The sequence below is a fragment of the Mycobacterium sp. NGS51 genome (assembly GCF_059812525.1).
This window is the reverse complement of sequence record NZ_JCALCV010000005.1, coordinates 271,723-289,689: the sequence shown is the minus strand read 5'-3', so window position 1 is coordinate 289,689 and position 17,967 is coordinate 271,723. Positions and strand designations below refer to the sequence as shown.

The 17,967-nt window shown below is 65.5% G+C and carries 27 protein-coding genes; 2 read left to right on the top strand and 25 right to left on the bottom strand.

Annotated features, from left to right (window positions below; translation table 11 throughout):
• Nucleotides 1–54 precede the first annotated feature (54 nt).
• The 23 genes from rplO to rpsJ form a co-directional block, all read right to left on the bottom strand.
• Nucleotides 55–495, bottom strand: a complete 441-nt coding sequence (gene rplO, locus AC5Y5W_RS09315; protein WP_499988588.1) for a 50S ribosomal protein L15 — start codon at nucleotides 493–495, stop codon at nucleotides 55–57.
• Nucleotides 492–683: a 50S ribosomal protein L30 gene (gene rpmD, locus AC5Y5W_RS09310; RefSeq protein ID WP_065015696.1), complete on the bottom strand. Its 192-nt coding sequence runs from the start codon at nucleotides 681–683 to the stop codon at nucleotides 492–494. Before rpmD ends, rplO begins: the two co-directional genes overlap by 4 nt.
• A 2-nt stretch (nucleotides 684–685) precedes the next feature.
• On the bottom strand, nucleotides 686–1,366 hold the full coding sequence (gene rpsE / locus AC5Y5W_RS09305; RefSeq protein ID WP_499888308.1) for a 30S ribosomal protein S5: 681 nt from the start codon (nucleotides 1,364–1,366) through the stop codon (nucleotides 686–688).
• Nucleotides 1,367–1,391: 25 nt separating this feature from the next.
• Complete coding sequence (rplR, locus tag AC5Y5W_RS09300) at nucleotides 1,392–1,760, bottom strand: 50S ribosomal protein L18 (RefSeq protein ID WP_197495356.1); 369 nt, start codon at nucleotides 1,758–1,760, stop codon at nucleotides 1,392–1,394.
• Nucleotides 1,761–1,801: 41 nt separating this feature from the next.
• The gene (gene rplF, locus AC5Y5W_RS09295) at nucleotides 1,802–2,341 is read right to left on the bottom strand and encodes a 50S ribosomal protein L6 (protein WP_499888311.1); all 540 of its coding nucleotides are present in this window, start codon (nucleotides 2,339–2,341) and stop codon (nucleotides 1,802–1,804) included.
• Between the two features lie 13 nt (nucleotides 2,342–2,354).
• Complete coding sequence (rpsH, locus tag AC5Y5W_RS09290; protein WP_499888314.1) at nucleotides 2,355–2,753, bottom strand: 30S ribosomal protein S8; 399 nt, start codon at nucleotides 2,751–2,753, stop codon at nucleotides 2,355–2,357.
• 67 nt (nucleotides 2,754–2,820) lie between these two features.
• Complete coding sequence (locus tag AC5Y5W_RS09285; RefSeq protein ID WP_065015691.1) at nucleotides 2,821–3,006, bottom strand: type Z 30S ribosomal protein S14; 186 nt, start codon at nucleotides 3,004–3,006, stop codon at nucleotides 2,821–2,823.
• Nucleotides 3,007–3,010: 4 nt separating this feature from the next.
• Entirely contained in the window at nucleotides 3,011–3,574 is a 564-nt protein-coding gene (gene rplE, locus AC5Y5W_RS09280; protein WP_499888316.1) for a 50S ribosomal protein L5, read from the bottom strand.
• A gap of 2 nt (nucleotides 3,575–3,576) precedes the next feature.
• Nucleotides 3,577–3,894: a 50S ribosomal protein L24 gene (rplX, locus tag AC5Y5W_RS09275; RefSeq protein WP_499888318.1), complete on the bottom strand. Its 318-nt coding sequence runs from the start codon at nucleotides 3,892–3,894 to the stop codon at nucleotides 3,577–3,579.
• Entirely contained in the window at nucleotides 3,895–4,263 is a 369-nt protein-coding gene (gene rplN / locus AC5Y5W_RS09270) for a 50S ribosomal protein L14 (RefSeq protein WP_500009781.1), read from the bottom strand.
• Between the two features lie 242 nt (nucleotides 4,264–4,505).
• A complete protein-coding gene (locus tag AC5Y5W_RS09265; protein ID WP_500009782.1) occupies nucleotides 4,506–5,390 on the bottom strand; it encodes a formylglycine-generating enzyme family protein in 885 nt (294 codons plus the stop codon).
• Nucleotides 5,391–5,395: 5 nt separating this feature from the next.
• Nucleotides 5,396–7,756: an arylsulfatase gene (locus AC5Y5W_RS09260; RefSeq protein WP_500009783.1), complete on the bottom strand. Its 2,361-nt coding sequence runs from the start codon at nucleotides 7,754–7,756 to the stop codon at nucleotides 5,396–5,398.
• 120 nt (nucleotides 7,757–7,876) lie between these two features.
• Nucleotides 7,877–8,254 (bottom strand): 30S ribosomal protein S17, encoded by a 378-nt coding sequence (gene rpsQ, locus AC5Y5W_RS09255; RefSeq protein ID WP_500009784.1) that lies wholly within the window; start codon nucleotides 8,252–8,254, stop codon nucleotides 7,877–7,879.
• Nucleotides 8,254–8,487, bottom strand: coding sequence for a 50S ribosomal protein L29 (gene rpmC / locus AC5Y5W_RS09250; RefSeq protein WP_499888327.1), 234 nt, complete (start codon nucleotides 8,485–8,487; stop codon nucleotides 8,254–8,256). Before rpmC ends, rpsQ begins: the two co-directional genes overlap by 1 nt.
• A complete protein-coding gene (gene rplP, locus AC5Y5W_RS09245) occupies nucleotides 8,487–8,903 on the bottom strand; it encodes a 50S ribosomal protein L16 (RefSeq protein ID WP_065014863.1) in 417 nt (138 codons plus the stop codon). Before rplP ends, rpmC begins: the two co-directional genes overlap by 1 nt.
• A 3-nt stretch (nucleotides 8,904–8,906) precedes the next feature.
• On the bottom strand, nucleotides 8,907–9,743 hold the full coding sequence (gene rpsC, locus AC5Y5W_RS09240) for a 30S ribosomal protein S3 (protein WP_499888331.1): 837 nt from the start codon (nucleotides 9,741–9,743) through the stop codon (nucleotides 8,907–8,909).
• The gene (gene rplV, locus AC5Y5W_RS09235) at nucleotides 9,743–10,318 is read right to left on the bottom strand and encodes a 50S ribosomal protein L22 (RefSeq protein WP_500009785.1); all 576 of its coding nucleotides are present in this window, start codon (nucleotides 10,316–10,318) and stop codon (nucleotides 9,743–9,745) included. Before rplV ends, rpsC begins: the two co-directional genes overlap by 1 nt.
• The gene (gene rpsS, locus AC5Y5W_RS09230; protein ID WP_073880559.1) at nucleotides 10,315–10,596 is read right to left on the bottom strand and encodes a 30S ribosomal protein S19; all 282 of its coding nucleotides are present in this window, start codon (nucleotides 10,594–10,596) and stop codon (nucleotides 10,315–10,317) included. The genes rplV and rpsS overlap by 4 nt, the downstream gene beginning before the upstream one ends.
• 9 nt (nucleotides 10,597–10,605) lie before the next feature.
• Nucleotides 10,606–11,445 (bottom strand): 50S ribosomal protein L2, encoded by an 840-nt coding sequence (rplB, locus tag AC5Y5W_RS09225; protein ID WP_499888337.1) that lies wholly within the window; start codon nucleotides 11,443–11,445, stop codon nucleotides 10,606–10,608.
• A 25-nt stretch (nucleotides 11,446–11,470) separates the two neighbouring features.
• Complete coding sequence (gene rplW, locus AC5Y5W_RS09220; protein WP_499888340.1) at nucleotides 11,471–11,773, bottom strand: 50S ribosomal protein L23; 303 nt, start codon at nucleotides 11,771–11,773, stop codon at nucleotides 11,471–11,473.
• Entirely contained in the window at nucleotides 11,773–12,423 is a 651-nt protein-coding gene (gene rplD / locus AC5Y5W_RS09215; RefSeq protein WP_500009786.1) for a 50S ribosomal protein L4, read from the bottom strand. The genes rplW and rplD overlap by 1 nt, the downstream gene beginning before the upstream one ends.
• On the bottom strand, nucleotides 12,423–13,076 hold the full coding sequence (gene rplC, locus AC5Y5W_RS09210) for a 50S ribosomal protein L3 (RefSeq protein WP_500009787.1): 654 nt from the start codon (nucleotides 13,074–13,076) through the stop codon (nucleotides 12,423–12,425). Before rplC ends, rplD begins: the two co-directional genes overlap by 1 nt.
• 13 nt (nucleotides 13,077–13,089) lie before the next feature.
• Nucleotides 13,090–13,395, bottom strand: a complete 306-nt coding sequence (gene rpsJ, locus AC5Y5W_RS09205) for a 30S ribosomal protein S10 (RefSeq protein ID WP_003873519.1) — start codon at nucleotides 13,393–13,395, stop codon at nucleotides 13,090–13,092.
• A 380-nt stretch (nucleotides 13,396–13,775) separates the two neighbouring features.
• Here rpsJ and AC5Y5W_RS09200 point away from each other — a divergent pair, with 380 nt between their 5' ends.
• Complete coding sequence (locus tag AC5Y5W_RS09200; protein WP_500009788.1) at nucleotides 13,776–14,252, top strand: hotdog fold domain-containing protein; 477 nt, start codon at nucleotides 13,776–13,778, stop codon at nucleotides 14,250–14,252.
• 27 nt (nucleotides 14,253–14,279) lie between these two features.
• Here AC5Y5W_RS09200 and AC5Y5W_RS09195 read toward each other — a convergent pair whose 3' ends face one another.
• Nucleotides 14,280–15,896: a carboxylesterase/lipase family protein gene (locus tag AC5Y5W_RS09195; protein ID WP_500009789.1), complete on the bottom strand. Its 1,617-nt coding sequence runs from the start codon at nucleotides 15,894–15,896 to the stop codon at nucleotides 14,280–14,282.
• A gap of 166 nt (nucleotides 15,897–16,062) precedes the next feature.
• Here AC5Y5W_RS09195 and AC5Y5W_RS09190 point away from each other — a divergent pair, with 166 nt between their 5' ends.
• Complete coding sequence (locus AC5Y5W_RS09190) at nucleotides 16,063–17,313, top strand: cytochrome P450 (RefSeq protein WP_500009790.1); 1,251 nt, start codon at nucleotides 16,063–16,065, stop codon at nucleotides 17,311–17,313.
• On the opposite strand, the gene AC5Y5W_RS09185 is transcribed toward AC5Y5W_RS09190, so the two are convergent.
• On the bottom strand, nucleotides 17,279–17,947 hold the full coding sequence (locus tag AC5Y5W_RS09185) for a TetR/AcrR family transcriptional regulator (RefSeq protein ID WP_500009792.1): 669 nt from the start codon (nucleotides 17,945–17,947) through the stop codon (nucleotides 17,279–17,281). The genes AC5Y5W_RS09190 and AC5Y5W_RS09185 overlap by 35 nt on opposite strands.
• Between the last annotated feature and the right edge of the window lie 20 nt (nucleotides 17,948–17,967).

Here is a 17,967-nt window from a genome sequence, read left to right as displayed (position 1 = left end):
GGACACGCACGCTCGCGCCAGAGGGCGCGCCAGAGGTTGCGCCAGGGGCGCGCGTCAGAGCTCGGTGACCGAACCGCCCGCGGCGGTGATCTTCTCCCGGGCACTGCCGCTGAACTTGTGGGCGGTGACGTCGGCCTTGACCGTTAGCTTGCCGTCGCCAAGCACCTTCACCAATGAGTTCTTGCGCACCGCGCCCTTGGCAACCAGCTCGTCGACACCGACTGAACCGCCTTGCGGGAACAGCCGATTGATGTCGCCGACATTGACGACCTCGTATTCGGTGCGGAATCGGTTGCGGAAACCCTTCAACTTGGGCAGCCGCATGTGGATCGGCATCTGCCCACCTTCGAAGGTCACCGGCACGTTCTTGCGGGCCTTGGTGCCCTTGGTGCCGCGGCCGGCAGTCTTGCCTTTGGACCCCTCACCCCGACCGACACGGGTGCGTTTGGTCTTCGACCCGGGCGCGGGCCGCAGGTCGTGAAGTTTGATCGTCACTTCTTCGCCTCCGCAGGTTCTACCTCGACGAGGTGGCGCACCACCGCGATCAGCCCGCGAGTCTGAGCATTGTCTTCGCGGACGACCGAATGGCGAATTCGCCGCAGTCCCAGGGTACGCAAGCTTTCCCGCTGCTTCCAACGAGCACCGATGGTGCTGCGCACCTGGGTGATTTTCAAGTCTGCCATGGCTACGCCGTTCCTTCACGCGCTGCATTCGTTGCCAGCGCTTCGCTTTCCCGCCGCGCCTTCAACATGCGGGCCGGTGCGACGTCCTCGATCGGCAGCCCACGTCGAGCGGCCACTTCCTCGGGCCGCTGCAGCAGCTTGAGCGCCGCCACCGTCGCGTGCACCACGTTGATCGCGTTGTCGCTGCCCAGCGACTTGGCGAGAATGTCGCGCACGCCGGCACATTCGAGCACCGCACGCGCGGCGCCGCCGGCGATCACTCCGGTACCGGAGCTGGCCGGGCGCAACAGCACCACGCCGGCCGCCGCCTCACCCTGCACCGGGTGGGTGATGGTGCCACCGATCAGCGGCACCCGGAAGAAGCCTTTGCGCGCCTCTTCGACGCCCTTGGCGATCGCGGCCGGCACCTCCTTGGCCTTGCCGTAGCCGACACCGACCATCCCGTTGCCGTCGCCGACGATGACCAATGCGGTGAAGCTGAACCGGCGTCCACCCTTGACCACCTTCGAGACGCGGTTGATGGTGACGACGCGCTCCAGGTAATTGCTATCGCGGTCGCGGCCACGGCCCCCGCCGCGGTCGTCGCGACGTCCCCGGCTTTCGCGCCCTTCGCCACGCCCCTCACCGCGAGTCGCGCCGCCGGTGTCCGGAGCGGCGGCCCCTGCAGTCGGCTGCTCCGTCATGATGCGGTCCCTCCATTGTGTGTCATCAGAACTTCAACCCGCTCTCGCGCGCGGCGTCGGCCAGCGCAGCGATCCGCCCGCCGTAGGTGTAGCCACCCCGGTCGAACACCACGGTGTCAATTCCGGCTGCTTTGGCCCGCTCGGCGATCAACTGGCCGACCCGCACACTGTGGGCCTTCTTGTCGCCGTCGACCCCGCGCACATCGGCCTCGATCGATGAAGCGGCCGCCAACGTGGTGCCGTTGAGGTCATTGACCAGTTGCACATGGATATGCCGCGACGACCGATGCACCACCAGGCGCGGACGCTCCGCGGTGCCCGAAATCTTCTTGCGCAGTCGCGCATGCCGGCGCAGCCGGGCTGCGCGACGAGCAGCGGACACGCTCTGCCCCACCGGCTTCCGCACGGCGGTACCAGCTTGCGTTTGTGCCATGACTACTTACCTGTCTTTCCGACCTTGCGGCGGATCTGCTCGCCTTCGTAACGCACGCCTTTGCCCTTGTAGGGGTCGGGACGGCGCAACCGGCGGATGTTCGCCGAGATCTGGCCGACTTTCTGCTTGTCGATCCCGGAGATGGAGAACTTCGTCGGCGTCTCCACCGCGAACGTGATGCCTTCCGGTGCCTCGATCACTACGGGGTGGCTGTATCCGAGCGCGAATTCCAGCGTGGTGCCCTTGAGCTGCACGCGATAACCAACGCCGAAGATCTCCATCTTCGTGGTGTAGCCCTGCGTCACACCGGTGACCAGGTTGGACACCAGGGTGCGGTTCAGGCCGTGCAAGGAACGGTTGCGCCGCTCGTCATCGGGGCGGGTCACCACGATCGCGCCGTCGTCGTCTCGCGCGACGCTCAGCGGGTCCGACACCTTGAGTTCCAGGGCGCCCTTGGGGCCCTTGACCGACACGTTCTGACCGTCGATCGTCACGTCGACACCGGCGGGAACCGGAATCGGCTGCTTACCAATACGCGACATCTCTACGTCTCCCTCACCACACGTACGCGAGGACTTCGCCGCCCACGCCCTGTCTGGCTGCCTGACGGTCGGTGAGCAGGCCCGAGGAGGTCGAGATGATCGCCACACCCAGGCCGCCCAGCACCCGCGGCAGGTTGGTTGATTTCGCGTAGACGCGCAGGCCCGGCTTGGACACCCGCCGCAGACCGGCGATACTGCGCTCGCGGCTCGGCCCGTACTTCAGCTGCACGACAAGCGCTTTGCCGACTCGAGCGTCTTCGATGTGATAGTCGCTGATGTAGCCTTCGCGTTTGAGGATCTCGGCGATGTTGGCCTTGATCTTCGAGTGCGGCAGACTCACCTCGTCGTGGTACGCCGAATTGGCGTTGCGCAGACGTGTCAAAAAGTCTGCGATCGGATCCGTCATGGTCATGACAGCCGTATCACCTTCCTCGCAGCGGTTCCCCGTCCGGGCCTGCTGCGCAACTGTTCGGGGCCGGTTACCAACTGCTCTTCTGCACGCCGGGCAATTCGCCGGCATGCGCCATCTCGCGTAGGCAGATCCGGCACAGCCCGAACTTGCGGTACACCGCACGCGGACGGCCGCACTTGCTGCAGCGGGTGTAGGCGCGCACCGCGAACCGCGGCTTGCGCTGGGCCTTGTTGACAAGTGCCTTCTTCGCCATCTGTTCAGTTCTCCTTGAACGGAAAGCCGAGGGCCCGCAACAGCGCTCGTCCTTCGTCGTCGGTCGTCGCCGAGGTGACGACGGTGATGTCCATGCCGCGTGTCCGGTCAATCGAGTCCACGTCGATCTCGTGGAACACCGACTGCTCGTTCAGCCCGAACGTGTAGTTGCCCCCGCCGTCGAACTGCTTGGGCGACAGGCCGCGGAAGTCGCGGATACGTGGCAGCGCAATCGAGGTGAGCCGGTCGAGGAACTCCCACATCCGGTCGCCGCGCAGCGTGACCCGGGCGCCGATCGGCATGCCCTCACGCAGCTTGAACTGTGCGATCGACTTGCGGGCCCGCCGAATCTCCGGCCGCTGCCCAGTGATCAGCGCCAAATCGTTGACCGCGCCGTTGATCAGCTTGGCGTCGCGGGCGGCGTCGCCGACGCCCATGTTGACGACGACCTTGACCACAGTCGGGATCTGCATGACGTTGACGTAGCCGAACTGTTGGTTGAGCGCGTCACGGATCTCTTCCCGATAGCGCACCTTCAGCCGCGGCTGAACCTTTTCTGCAGTCGTCATCTCTAGATGTCCTTGCCGTTGCGCTTGGAGATGCGGACCTTCTTGCCGGTTTCTTCGTCGACCCGGTAGCCCACCCGGGCGGGCTTGCCGTCGGAATCGACGACCATCACGTTGGAGACGTGGATCGGAGCTTCCTGCGTGACGATGCCACCCGACTGCGCGCCGCGTTGATTGGTCGAGATCGGGGTGTGCTTCTTGATCCGGTTGACGCCTTCGACGAGCACCTTGTTGCGCGTCGGGTAGGACTGCAACACCTTGCCTTTGGCGCCCTTGTCCTTGCCGGAGATGACCAGGACGGTGTCGCCCTTGTGGACCTTCATTTACAACACCTCCGGGGCCAGCGACACGATCTTCATGAAGCGCTTCTCACGCAGTTCCCGGCCCACCGGGCCGAAGATGCGCGTTCCACGCGGGTCGTTGTCGGACTTGATGATGACCGCCGCGTTCTCGTCGAACTTGATGTAGCTGCCGTCGGCGCGGCGCCGTTCCTTGACGGTGCGCACCACGACGGCCTTCACAATCTCCCCGCGTTTGACGTTGCCGCCGGGGATGGCGTCTTTGACGGTCGCCACGATGACATCACCGATGCCGGCGTACCGCCGTGACGAGCCGCCGAGCACGCGGATGCACAAGATCTCCTTGGCGCCGGTGTTGTCGGCCACCTTCAACCGCGATTCCTGCTGAATCACTAGATCTCCTCGGCCCTGGTTAACGTGTGCACGCCCGTACTGTGCCCTCAAGGCCTGACGTGCGTGGTCTTCATTACCGAAGGGCACGCGGGGCCGACTCGCGCCGGCCGAGGTCTGCCCACGGCAACCCCTAAAGTCTAGGTGACGACCAGCTCAGCGCCAAATTCGTACCCCTTTGCCGCGAACGTGCGTGTCCCCGGCCGACGCGCCGCACTAAACGCCGGGAACACGCACGCTCGCCGCTAACCCACGTCCGCCACGCAGCGAAAACCGATATGGCTGGTCGCGGTGTCCTGCGACTGGGGTGACCGCGCCGCTGGCCGGTACCGATGGCAGTACTGCGGCGCGCACAGGTGCGAGCCGCCTTTGAGCGTCTGGCTGACGGCCGGATCAGCAGCTTCCGACGGCATACAGCAGGCCTTGGCCGGCTGGTCCAGCCGGTGATGCGCCGAGAACTCGGTGGTCGTCCACTCCCAGACATTGCCGATCATGTCGAGCAGGCCGACGCCGTTGGGCGGAAAGATCCCCACCGGCGAGGTTCCGGTCCAGCCGAGAGCGCCGTCGTTACGGTACGGGAAGCTGCCCTGCCAGGTGTTGGCCATCAACTGCCCGCCCGGCCTCTCCTCGTCGCCCCACGAGTAAGTGCCCGTGGATCCGCCGCGGGCGGCGTACTCCCACTCGGCTTCGGTCGGCAACCGCCGCCCGGCCCAGCGCGCGTAGGCCGCGGCGTCGGGATAGGCGATCTGCACGACCGGGTGGTCGGGCTTATCGCCGACGTCAGAACTCGGGCCGAACGGCTGCCGCCAACTCGCGCCCGGCACCCAGTGCCACCACTGCCGCCAGTCGCGCAGATCGACCGGACCCGGCGTCGAACGGAACACCAGTCCACCGGGCTGCAGGTCCGCTGGATCAACGCCGGGATAAAGCGCCGGATCGATCGGCTGCTCGGCAACTGTCACATAGCCGGTCGCAGCGACGAATTCGGCGAACTGGGCATTGGTCACCGGATGACGCTCCACCGCCACGGCGCCCACCGTCGCGGTGTGTATCGGCGCCTCTTCGGGATAGAAGCTCGTCGATCCCATCCGAAACGAGCCGCCGGGTAAGTCAACCAGGTCGGTCAGCATGCCGGTCAGTCACGCGAAAATGCCAGTGCCAGCGTCTTTTCCAAGTCTTCGTAGGGCGTACCCGAGATGTCCACGGTGACGCGTGTGATGGTGCCTCCGGTAAAGGTGAATGGCGCCTTGTAGCGGCTGGACACTGCCGAACCGCTGTTGCGCCCAACGCTGACCGTGGCGCCGGCCAACCCGAACGTTCCCGGCTGAGTCGTCATCTCCGACAACGTGGCGACGGCCTGATCGTCGATGTAGAGCACGGCTTCGCCCAGCGGTGTATGGCTGTTCGGCACGGTGCCCGACCGGGTGTAGCGGACCCCGAAAAGGTGCCGGCCCAACGGAACTGCACCCGACGACGATATCCACTGGTGCCGCTCGCCGAGGAAGTTGTAGACGTAGTGCAGTCGCCCGTCCTGAATGAACAGCACATGGCCGCCGTGCCCTCCGCCCTGCTTGAACAGCACCCCTTCGGCGCCGGTGGTGTCCACCGTCACGTCGGCCACTATCGAGAACGACTGCCCGCGTAGCTCGACGGCGGCCCCGATACCAACCTCGGCGGCATTCGGGTAGTAGGTGAAGCTGGAGCGGTCGGCCGCCAGATGGGGCCGCCACCGCGACATCGTTTCGAAGAGATTCAAATCGGCCAGCGGCAGCCCGTTGTATTTGTCGGCCTCGAAATACCACAGCGCTTTGAGCTCCTCCAGCTTCTCCGGATGGTCGCCGGCGAGGTCATGGCACTGGCTGCGGTCAGCGGCGATGTGGAACAACTCCCACCGGTCGGCGTCGAAATGTGACCAGCCGGCCGGGGTGGCGGCATGTACGGTGTTGGCGAACCAGCCGTCGTGCCAGATCCCCCGAGTGCCCAGCATCGTGTAGAACTGAGTGTTCTTGCCAGTGTCTGCCGCCGGATCATCCAGGGCCGCTTTGAAACTCACACCGTCCAGCGGCCGTTGGACAATCCCCTTCACGACCTCCGGCGGGGTGATGCCCAGCAGCTCGTACACGGTCGGGGTGATGTCGCAGACGTTGATGTAGTTGTCGCGCACCTCACCGTGGGCGGCAATCCCGCTGGGCCACGAGATGATTGCGCTGTCGGCGATGCCGCCCTCATGTGAGGCGTAGCGCTTGAACAGCTTGTAGGGCGTATTGAAGGCCATCGCCCACCCGATGGGGTAATGGTTGTAGGTCTCCGGCCCGCCGAGACGATCGAGAAATTTCAGGCTCTCTTCGACAGTGTCGATGTAACCGTTGAAAAACTTCGACTCGTTGACCGATCCGTTCGGCCCGCCTTCGCCGCTGGCGCCGTTGTCACAGATCACCACGACGATGGTGTTGTCCAACTGCCCGGATTCTTCGAGATAATCCAGAATCCGCCCGATCTGGTCATCGGTATAGGACAGGAAGCCGGCGAAGACCTCGGCCATCCGGGCGAACAGCTTCTTCTCGTCGGCGCCCAGCGACTCCCAGGGGCGCACCGTGTCCTGCAACGGCCACGGCTCACCGGACGGCCCCGTCACGTCCAAATACGGATTGAGCGGCGAAAGCTCGGTATCGGGTGGGACGATGCCCATCGACTTCTGGTTCTTCAACACGATCTCGCGGTATTGCTCGTAGCCCATGTCAAAGCGACCGGCGTATCTGTCGGCCCATTCTTTGAACACGTGGTGCGGCGCATGGCCGGCACCGGGGCACACATAACTGAACCACGGTTTGTCCGGCGCAATCACTTTGGCGTCGCGGATGAATTCGACTGTCTTGTCGGCGATGTCCTTCGACAGGTGGTAACCGTCCTCCGGGGCGCCGGGCGGAGCCACCGGGTGGTTGTCGTAAACGAGGTCGGGATACCACTGGTCGGTCTCCCCGCCCAGGAACCCGTAAAACCGTTCGAAGCCGCGAGACAGCGGCCAGTGCCGCTTGGTTGACGCCAGGTTGGATTCCTCCAGCGGCGTCAGATGCCATTTGCCGACGCAGTAGGTGTTGTAGCCGCGTTCGGCGAGCACTTCGGACAGCAGCGCGGTGTCGGCGGGGATGCGCCCGTTGCAGTTGGGGAACCCGTCGGTGAATTCCTCGATGGTGGCCATGCCGACCGTGGTGGCGTTGCGACCGGTCAGCAACGCCGCTCGGGTCGGCGAGCACAGCGCCGTGGTGTGAAACTGCGACAGTCGCACGCCGCGGTCGGCGATGCGGGTGATGTTCGGCATGTCGACCAGTCCACCGAAGCAGTCCCAGGTGGCGATGCCGACGTCGTCCCACACCAAATACAGGATGTTCGGGGCGTTTTCCGGTGCGGTCGGAGCGGCGAACGGCCCCCAATCCGGCTCCGAGTCACGAATATCCAGTTCGATTTTGCCGTTGAACTCACTGGACTCGGATGCCATCGCTGGCCTCACTCTCGTGGTGGACCTACCGGATATCGGCTGCAGACTATACCCGCGAACACACGCAAAAGCCCCTGAAACAGTGCCTGTTCAGGGGCTTCTGGGTGCGGTCGTCAACCGCTACTTGGCCTTCTCCAGGATGTCCACCAGCCGCCAGCGCTTGGTTGCCGACAGCGGGCGCGTCTCCATCAGCGAGACCCGGTCGCCGATACCGGCGATACCGTTCTCGTCGTGCGCCTTGACCTTTGTGGTGGTGCGGATGATCTTGCCGTAGAGCGGGTGGCGCACCCGGTCCTCCAACTCGACCACGATGGTCTTCTGCATCTTGTCGCTCACGACGTAACCGATGCGGGTCTTCCGCCGGCCCCGAGGCTTCGGGGTGCGCGGAGTGTGCTTGGGACCCTTCTTCTGGCCCGCATCGTTGGATGCGGCACTTTTCGGAGCGGACTTAGCAGCCTTCTTCGGCGCAGCCTTGGCGCCGGTTTTCGCCTCTGCCATTACGATTCCTCACCATCCGGCCCGGAAGCCAGGCCGAGTTCACGTTCGCGGAGCACGGTGTAGATGCGCGCGATTTCCTGACGCACCGTGCGGAGTCGACGGTTATTGCTGAGCTGGCCGGTCGCCATCTGGAAGCGCAGGTTGAACAGCTCTTCCTTGGATTCGCGCAGCCGCTCGATCAACTCTTCTTCGGTGAGCTCGCGCAGTTCGCCAGCGGAAACTCCCACTGCCATCAGAACTGCTCCTCTCGGGTGACGATGCGTGCCTTGATCGGCAACTTGTGAATTGCCCGGGTGAGCGCGGCCCGGGCGATCGACTCGTTCGGGTAGCTGAGCTCGAAGAGCACCCGCCCCGGCTTGACGTTGGCGATCCACCATTCCGGCGAACCCTTACCCGAACCCATCCGGGTCTCGGCGGGCTTCTTGGTCAACGGGCGGTCCGGGAAGATGTTGATCCACACCTTGCCGCCACGCTTGATGTGCCGGTTGATGGCGATACGAGCGGACTCGATCTGCCGGTTGGTGATGTAGGCGTGCTCGAGGGCCTGGATGCCGTAGTCGCCGAAGCTCACCGTGGTGCCGCCGCTGGCGATGCCACGCTGACGGGGATGATGTTGCTTGCGGTGCTTGACTTTACGGGGAATCAACATGATTCAGCTCTCCGTGCTCTGCGTTTCGGCGGTCGGCTCCGCAGCGACGGCAGCCGGCGCAGCGACTTCTTCGGCACCCGAGGCGGCGCGTCCGGCATCGGTGCTGGTGGCCGTCGTGCCGGCGGCACCGCTGCGGCGCGGACGGGTGCCCGACGGCCGCTCACGACGCGGGCGGTCGGCGCCACCCGTGGGAGCGGCCAGCTCCCGTTTCCCACCGACGATGTCGCCCTTGTAAATCCATACCTTGACGCCGATGCGGCCGAAGGTGGTCTTGGCTTCGTACAAGCCGTAGTCGATGTCGGCGCGCAGCGTGTGCAGCGGAACTCGACCTTCGCGGTAGAACTCCGAGCGGCTCATCTCAGCGCCGCCGAGGCGACCGGAGCACTGCACCCGGATGCCTTTGACATTGGGCTGACGCATGGCCGACTGGATCGCCTTACGCATGGCGCGGCGGAACGCGACGCGGTTGCTCAGCTGTTCGGCTACGCCCTGCGCCACCAACTGTGCTTGGGACTCAGGGTTTTTCACTTCGAGGATGTTGAGCTGGACCTGCTTGCCGGTCAGCTTCTCCAGGTCCGCGCGGATGCGGTCGGCCTCGGTGCCGCGGCGGCCGATGACGATCCCCGGCCGGGCGGTGTGGATGTCCACCCGGACCCGGTCGCGGGTGCGCTCGATCTCCACGTCGGCGATTCCGGCGCGCTCCAGCCCGCTGGAGAGCAGGCGGCGGATCGCCACGTCTTCCTTGACGTAGTCGGCGTACTGCTTGTCGGCGTACCAGCGTGACTTCCAGTCGGTGGTGATACCCAGCCGGAAGCCGTGCGGATTGATCTTCTGGCCCACTACTGCGAGCCTCCCTTCGCTTCGGAAGTCTCAGAAGTCTTCTTGGAGGTTTCCGTGGACTTCTTGGCTGGCGCCTTCTTGGCGGATGCCTTCTTTGCGGGCGCCTTGTCGGCGGGTGCTTTCTTGGCCGGCGCCTGCTTGGCCGGCGCCTTCTTGGCGGCTGCCTTGCTGGCCTGGGCGCGGCGCGCCCGCGCTGACTGCGATCGCTCGTCGGCCACCGGCCGGCTCTCCACCACCACGGTGATGTGGCTGGTACGCCGACGGATCCGGAAGGCACGGCCCTGAGCGCGCGGACGGATCCGCTTGGCGGTGGGGCCGTCGTCGGCGAAGACGCTGGCCACCACCAGAGTCGACGGGTCGAGCCCATTGTTGTTCTGGGCGTTGGCCGCCGCGCTGGCGATGACCTTGGCCACCGGCGCGCTGGCCGCCTGCGGCGCCCACCGCAGGATGTCGAGCGCCTCGGACACGGACTTGCCACGCACCAGGTTGATCACCCGGCGTGCTTTGGTCGGTGAGACACGCACGAAGCGCGCCTTGGCGACCGCAGAAGGAAATTCGGTAGTGGTGCTGGTCATCGCCGCTTGGCTTTCCGGTCGTCTTTGATGTGTCCCTTGAACGTGCGCGTCGGTGCGAACTCGCCGAGTTTGTGACCCACCATCGCTTCGGTGACGAACACCGGCACGTGCTTACGTCCGTCGTGCACGGCGAACGTGTGGCCGATGAAGTCCGGGATGATGGTCGACCGCCGCGACCAGGTCTTGATGACCTGCTTGGTGTTCTTCTCGTTCTGCGTGTCGACTTTCTTGAGCAGGTGGTCGTCGACGAACGGACCCTTCTTCAGGCTGCGTGGCATCGGCTACTCCTAGCGGTGCTTCTTGCCGGTGCGCCGGCGTCGGACGATGAGCTTGTCACTGGGCTTGTGCGGCTTGCGGGTACGTCCCTCGGGCTTGCCCCACGGGCTGACCGGGTGACGCCCACCGGACGTCTTACCCTCACCACCGCCGTGCGGGTGGTCGACGGGGTTCATCACCACACCGCGGACCGACGGGCGCTTGCCCTTCCAACGCATCCGACCGGCCTTACCCCAGTTGATGTTTGCCTGTTCGGCATTGCCCACCTCGCCGACGGTGGCGCGGCAGCGCACGTCGACGCGGCGGATCTCACCGCTGGGCATCCGCAGCGACGCGTAGGTGCCCTCTTTACCGAGCAACTGGATGCTCGATCCCGCCGAGCGGGCCAGTTTGGCACCCCCGCCCGGGCGCAGCTCCACGGCGTGGATCAGCGTACCGGCCGGAATGTTGCGCAGCGGAAGGTTATTGCCCGGCTTGATGTCGGCATTGGCGCCCGACTCCACCACATCACCCTGCGAGAGTCCCTGCGGTGCAATGATATAACGCTTCTCACCGTCAAGGTAGTGCAGCAAGGCAATCCGGGCGGTGCGGTTCGGGTCGTACTCGATGTGCGCGACCTTCGCGTTGACGCCGTCCTTGTCGTTGCGGCGAAAGTCGATCACCCGGTAGGCACGTTTGTGCCCGCCGCCCTTGTGGCGGGTGGTGATCCGGCCGTGCGCGTTGCGTCCGCCGCGACCGTGCAGCGGACGCACCAGCGACTTCTCCGGAGTCGAGCGAGTGATCTCGGAGAAATCGGACACGCTGGCACCGCGACGACCCGGAGTCGTCGGCTTGTACTTGCGAATTCCCATGTCTGTTAAGTCTCTCTATCCTCGACTACGCCGGTGCCCCGAATAGGTCGATCGGCTTGCTGCCCGGCACCAGCGTGACGATGGCGCGCTTGGTGTCCTTACGTTTGCCGTATCCGGTCCGGGTGCGCTTGCGCTTACCCTGCCGGTTCGCGGTGTTCACCGCAGCGACCTTGACCGAGAAGATCTTCTCGATCGCGATCTTGATTTGCGTCTTGTTCGAATCGGGGTGCACCAAAAACGTGTAGACGTTGTCGTCGATCAGCCCGTAGGACTTCTCCGAGATGACCGGCGCCAAGATGATGTCGCGGGGATCAGTGACAGTCGCCATCAGGCCGAAACCTCCTCGGGAGTGTTGGCCGCGATGTAGGTGTTGAGTGCCTCCACGGAAAACACCACGTCGTCGGCGCGTAGCACGTCGTAGGTGTTGAGCTGGTCGGGCGCCAGCACGTGCACACCCGGCAGGTTGCGCACGCTCTTCGCACCGGTCTCGTCCGCGCGTCCGATCACCAGCAGCACCTGCTTGCGGTCGGTCAGCGTGGCCAGAAAAGCTTTGGCGCTCTTGGTCGACGGCGTCTGCCCCGACACCAGCTCACTGATCGCGTGGATACGGTCGTTGCGCGCCCGGTCGGACAACGCGCCGCGCAGCGCGGCCACGATCATCTTCTTCGGGGTGCGCTGGCTGTAGTCGCGCGGCTTGGGGCCGTGCACGACACCACCGCCGGTGAACTGCGGAGCCCGTGTCGAGCCCTGGCGGGCCCGCCCGGTGCCCTTCTGCCGGTACGGCTTACGACCACCACCGCGTACTTCGCCGCGCGTCTTGGTCGAATGCGTACCCTGCCGCGCCGCCGCCCGCTGGGCGGTGACCACCTGGTGCATCAACGCGATATTCGCCGGCGCATCGAACAGGTCAGCGGGCAACTCGACGGAGCCGCTGTTCTTGCCGTCCGGGGTCTTGACGTCAATCTTGATGCCAGCCATTACTTCTCACCTCGTTTGATCGCGCTGCGGACCACGACGAGTCCACCATTGCGGCCAGGGACCGCACCTTTGATCAGCAGCACGCCGTTCTCGGCATCGACCTTGTGCACCAACAGGTTCTGCGTGGTCACCCGATCGTTACCCATCCGCCCGGCCATCCGGGTGCCCTTGAACACCCGCGCCGGCGTAGCGCAGCCGCCGATGGAACCCGGCCGGCGGTGCACCGCCTGAGCGCCGTGGCTGGCGCCCTGCCCGTGGAAACCGTGCCGCTTCATGGTCCCGGCAAAGCCCTTGCCCTTGGAGGTGCCGGTCACGTCGACGTAGCTGCCGGCGGAAAAGATTTCAGCGGTCAACTCCTGGCCGACCTCGTATTCCGCTGTCGCGTCGGCGTCGTCGAGCCGCAACTCGGCCAGGTGCCGACGCGGGTTGACCCCGGCAGCAGCATACTGACCGGTTAGCGGCTTGTTGACCTTCCGAGGACTGATTTCGCCGTAGGCCAACTGCACTGCGCTGTAGCCGTCACGCTCCGGTGTGCGGATTCGAGTCACCACGTTGGGTCCCGCCTTGACCACCGTCACCGGAACAACTCGGTTGTTGTCGTCGAACACCTGCGTCATGCCCAGCTTGGTGCCCAGAATGCCTCTTCTCGCCATTGCTCTGGATCTCCTACTGGATGTTGACGTCGACGCTGGCCGGCAGATCGATACGCATCAACGCATCAACGGTCTTCGGCGTCGGATCGAGGATGTCGATCAACCGCTTGTGCGTGCGCATTTCGAAGTGCTCCCGCGAGTCCTTGTATTTATGCGGAGAGCGAATGACGCAATACACGTTCTTCTCGGTCGGCAGCGGCACCGGACCCACCACGCTGGCGCCGGTCCGGACGACCGTCTCGACGATTTTGCGCGCCGAGGCGTCAATGGCCTCGTGGTCGTAGGCCTTGAGCCTGATGCGGATCTTCTGTCCCGCCACGCTTCTCCTACCTCACTCTCCAATGTCCGGACCCGGTGTCCCGCAGCGCGTCGATCGATCTGGATCGATCTGGCGTCGCGCCGGATGTTGCGCCGCTGTTTACCTGTCGTGGTCCACCGGCCCCCGCGGTCGGGTGTGTCGCCCGCACGCAGCCTGGTCCGCGGCCGAAATTGGTCGCGTTCCGAGGATGGGACCGGACGCGCCCGTCTGGGCGCCGGTCGTATGCCCGGCCAGGCGCGAACCCGGCCCAAGGCAACCTGAACAGTATGCCCCAGATCGTGGCAGCGGCCAAATTGCGGCGGCCCGGTGACCGCCCAGGCTAGTCAGCGACGCCATGGGCCGCGGCGCCGGCTCCTTACTCCGGAGTAAGGTTTGTCGGCATGACCGGTCGGACCAGCACTTATACCGCGTGGAAACGACTGTCCGGGCGTCCGGGCGGCACCCGGTTGTTCTCGGCGGCCGCCATGGCGCGGGTCCCGTACTTCGTCTCGGTGCTGCCGCACGTGGTGCGGATGGAGCCGGGGCTGGCCGAGGTGCGGGTGCCCAAGTGGTTCTTCGTCTACAACCACCTGCACACCGTGCACGCGATTGCGTGCTGCAACGCGGCCGAGGTCGCGATGGGGATGCTGATGGAAGCCACCGTGCCGCGCAGCCATCGCTGGATCCCCAAGTCGATGAGTGTGCAGTACCTGGAGAAGGCCACTACGTCGCTGCGGGCGGTGGCGCGGCTGGACCCGCCGGACTTCGAACAGATCACCGACGGTGTCGATCTCGTGGTGCCGGTCAGCATCACCGACCGTACCGGCGTCGAGGTCGTGCACGCCGACATCACAACCTGGGTGACACCGGCGCGCTGACGCGGCCCATGCCGAGATCGACCGGCCCTACGATCTGCCCTTCAGCGTCGCCCAGAACGCGCATTGGTGGTCGGCCTCGAAGGTGGTGGTGACTCTGCTGCCGTCGGGACGCAACGACATCCACGGGGCGTGATCACCACTCAGCTTGGGCCAATCGGGTTGACCGGTGGCCTCGGACGTGCCAGTGCTCACGAATCGGCTCCAGTAGGCGATCATTTGGTCCGACAGCGCGCGCTGGGCGGGATTCAGCGGCGGGGCGCCGCCGACGTTGAACAGGTACCGCAGCTCTAACGAATGGCTGGCACTGACCGGAAAAGGCGCGTGCCGCAACGAATCCGGCGCCGGCGCGTGTGGATCGTCGAACTCGTAGGCATACACCGGTGCGTTACGGCTCAACGCGACCGCCATCCGGTCGGCGACACACGAGAAGACTCCGTCGGTGACCGCTGCGGAGTAGGCAAGCGACACGTCCCCGCCATAGCGCTCCGGTGGATAGTGCGCCAGCACGCTCCGACCGTCGGCGCCGAAGATGTCCGTCAACACATTGGGGTACTCGGCGCTGGTGACACCGTGATTCCTGCGCGCGTACCGCAGCGCAGCGAACATCGTGAATTCGTCGTGATTGACGCCGATCAGCACCGGGACCCGGGCGGCCCGACCGCCGCCGAACGCCGCGATCGGACCAACCGGCAGCAACCCGGTGCCGACGACCGGCCCGGTCAGCGCATTGGCGTCGCCGATGTTGGTGTACCAGGGCGGTTGGGTCAGCGCCGTCGCCGGCAACGCTCCCAGGCACTGCGCGGCGGCGGCGGGATCGGGGCAGCCCACCGACGCCGCGTAATCCAGGCTGATGCGCTGGGCGGTCGCCAGGTCGGCCTGTGCCTGACACGGCGCGCTCTGGATGATTGCCGCGCGGAACAGCCCCGCCGACGCGGGTGCGGCCAAATGGTCGCACACCGACATGCCGCCCGCGGACTCGCCGGCGATGGTGACTTTGGCCGGATCGCCGCCAAAGGCTGCGATGTTGTCTCGGACCCAACGCAGCGCGGCCTGCTGATCGGCCAGACCGTAGTTGCCCAAGTCAGCGGGCGCGCCGAGCGACGGGTGGGCGAGGAATCCGAGTGCCCCCAGCCGGTAGTTGAGCGTGACGACGACGATGTGGCCCTTGGCGGCCAACCACCGCGCGTTGTAGATGTCGCCACTACCGTTGACGAAGCCGCCCCCGTGAATCCATACCATCACCGGGCGCTTGTCGGCTCGACCCGGGGTGGGCGTCCACACGTTGAGGGACAGGCAGTTCTCGCTGGTCTTCCCCGAGCGGGTCTCCTGAGTGCATTGGGGCCCCGGTTTAGTGGCGTTCAGTGTCCCCGCCCATCGCGCCGCCGGCCGCGGCGGCTGCCACCGCAGCGCCCCGACCGGCGGTGCCGCATATGGAATGCCTTGGAATAGGCGGTAATCCGCGGCGACGAGGCCACGCATCGATCCCACCGGGGTGCGCACGACAGCGGCATCCAACGGTCCGGCATAAGCGGGCGCCGGCCGGTGCGGCACCGCGCTACCGCCGTGGCCGCAGCCGGCCACAACTATCGCCGCCGCCAGCAGCGCGGCGCAGGCGCGGCCACGGCGAAGCAATCGGATCGACACAAGGGTTCAGCCTACGGATCTCTCGAAACCGCTCCCGCGGATTTTGGGATGACGGACACTGAAAAATTCTGGATCTTGTTGCCTGACTGCTTTTCGGGCCGCTTGCGGCCTGCATGGCCGCCCGGGCGCACCCGTCGAGAAATCACGCCAGCAGGTGAGGAAGCCGATGAGCACACCGATCATTGACGAGGCCGCCAAGGTCTTCGCGGACCCGACCTCCTACGCCGACGAGCCGCGGCTGCATGCGGCGCTGACCCATTTGCGCGCCCATGCGCCGGTGTCGCTCGTCGACTGCCCGCCGTACCGACCGTTCTGGGCGATCACCAAACACGCCGACATCATGGACATCGAGCGGGACAACAACCTGTGGGTCAACGAGCCACGCCCGCTGCTGGCGACTGCCGAGCAGGACGACTTTGCGCGCGCACAACTGGACTCCGGGATGGGGCTGCGCACCCTGATCCACATGGACGACCCGCAACATCGGGTGGTGCGGGCGATCGGCGCCGACTGGTTCCGGCCCAAGGCGATGCGCGCGCTCAAGGTCCGCGTCGACGAGCTGGCCAAGATCTACGTCGACAAGATGATGGCCGCCGGAACCGAATGTGACTTCGTGCAAGAAGTCGCCGTGAATTACCCGCTGTACGTGATCATGTCGCTGCTGGGCCTGCCGGAATCGGACTTTCCCCGCATGCTCAGACTCACCCAGGAACTCTTCGGCGGCGACGACGAGGAGTTCAAGCGCGGCAACACCCCTGAAGAACAGCTCCAAATCCTGCTGGACTTCTTCGGTTACTTCAACGCCATCACCGCGTCACGCCGCGAGCAACCGACCGAGGACCTGGCCTCGGCGATCGCCAACGCCCGCGTCGACGGGCAACCGCTCTCCGATCTCGACACCGCGTCCTACTACGTGATCATCGCGACCGCGGGCCACGACACCACCAGCGCAACGATCGCCGGCGGCCTGCAGGCGCTGATCGAGAACCCCGATCAACGCCGGCGGCTGACCGACAACCTGGACCTGATGCCGTTGGCCACCGAGGAAATGATCCGCTGGGTGACTCCGGTCAAGGAATTCATGCGCACCGCCACCGCGGCCACCAGCGTGCGCGGGATCCCGATCGCTGAAGGCGAATCGGTGTATCTGTCCTATGTCTCCGCCAACCGGGACGAGGAGGTGTTCGACGATCCGTTCCGCTTCGACGTCGGCCGCGACCCGAACAAGCACCTGGCGTTCGGTTACGGCGTGCACTTCTGCCTGGGGGCCGCGCTGGCGCGCATGGAGGTGAACAGCTTCTTCACCGAATTACTGCCCCGGCTGAAATCCATTGAGCTGAACGGGAACCCGGAGCTGATCGCGACGGTGTTCGTCGGCGGGCTCAAGCACCTGCCGATTCGGTACTCGCTGCGCTGAGCGGCGTTTGCTGCGCGCGCTGCACATACAGGAAACCGTCGACAGCGGCTCGGGCGCATTCCCGGTAGTCGAAATCCGGCAAAGTCGACAGTCGGCCCAATGCCAGCGGGCCGATCAACAGGGCAATCGCACGGGACCGGTCGATGTCGCCCAACTCCGCAGCCTCCGGGCTATCGAAAATCGCGTCAAACGGGGCCGCGTACTGCGCAGCGATGTGCTCGCGCAGCGTGTTGATTGCAGCACTGTCGGCGGCATGAACGCCCCGGGCCTCTGGCATCTGTTCCAAGTCGCGCCCCAGCGCCAGCCACGACATCGCGGTCAGCATGCCGGGCGCCTCGGCGATCGATTGACCGAAGCCCAGCACCACTGCAATGAGCCGATCACGCAGGCTGCCGTCTTCGGAAGGCATGGGCGCCGGCGGGATCAGACTATTGAAAGCCGCTGCCAGCAAATCATTTCCGCTGGGGAAGTGGCGGTACAACGTAGCCCGGGCTACGTTGGCGCCACGAGTGACCGCGTCGACGGTCACCGCGCTGGGCCCTCCCGAGCGCAGTAGCGCGGTAGCGGCCTCGAGCAACCGGGCCCGGGATCGCGCCGGCCGGGGATCGGTACTGCTGCCGGTGATGAGTACCACCTCCGTTTAAAACCGAGACT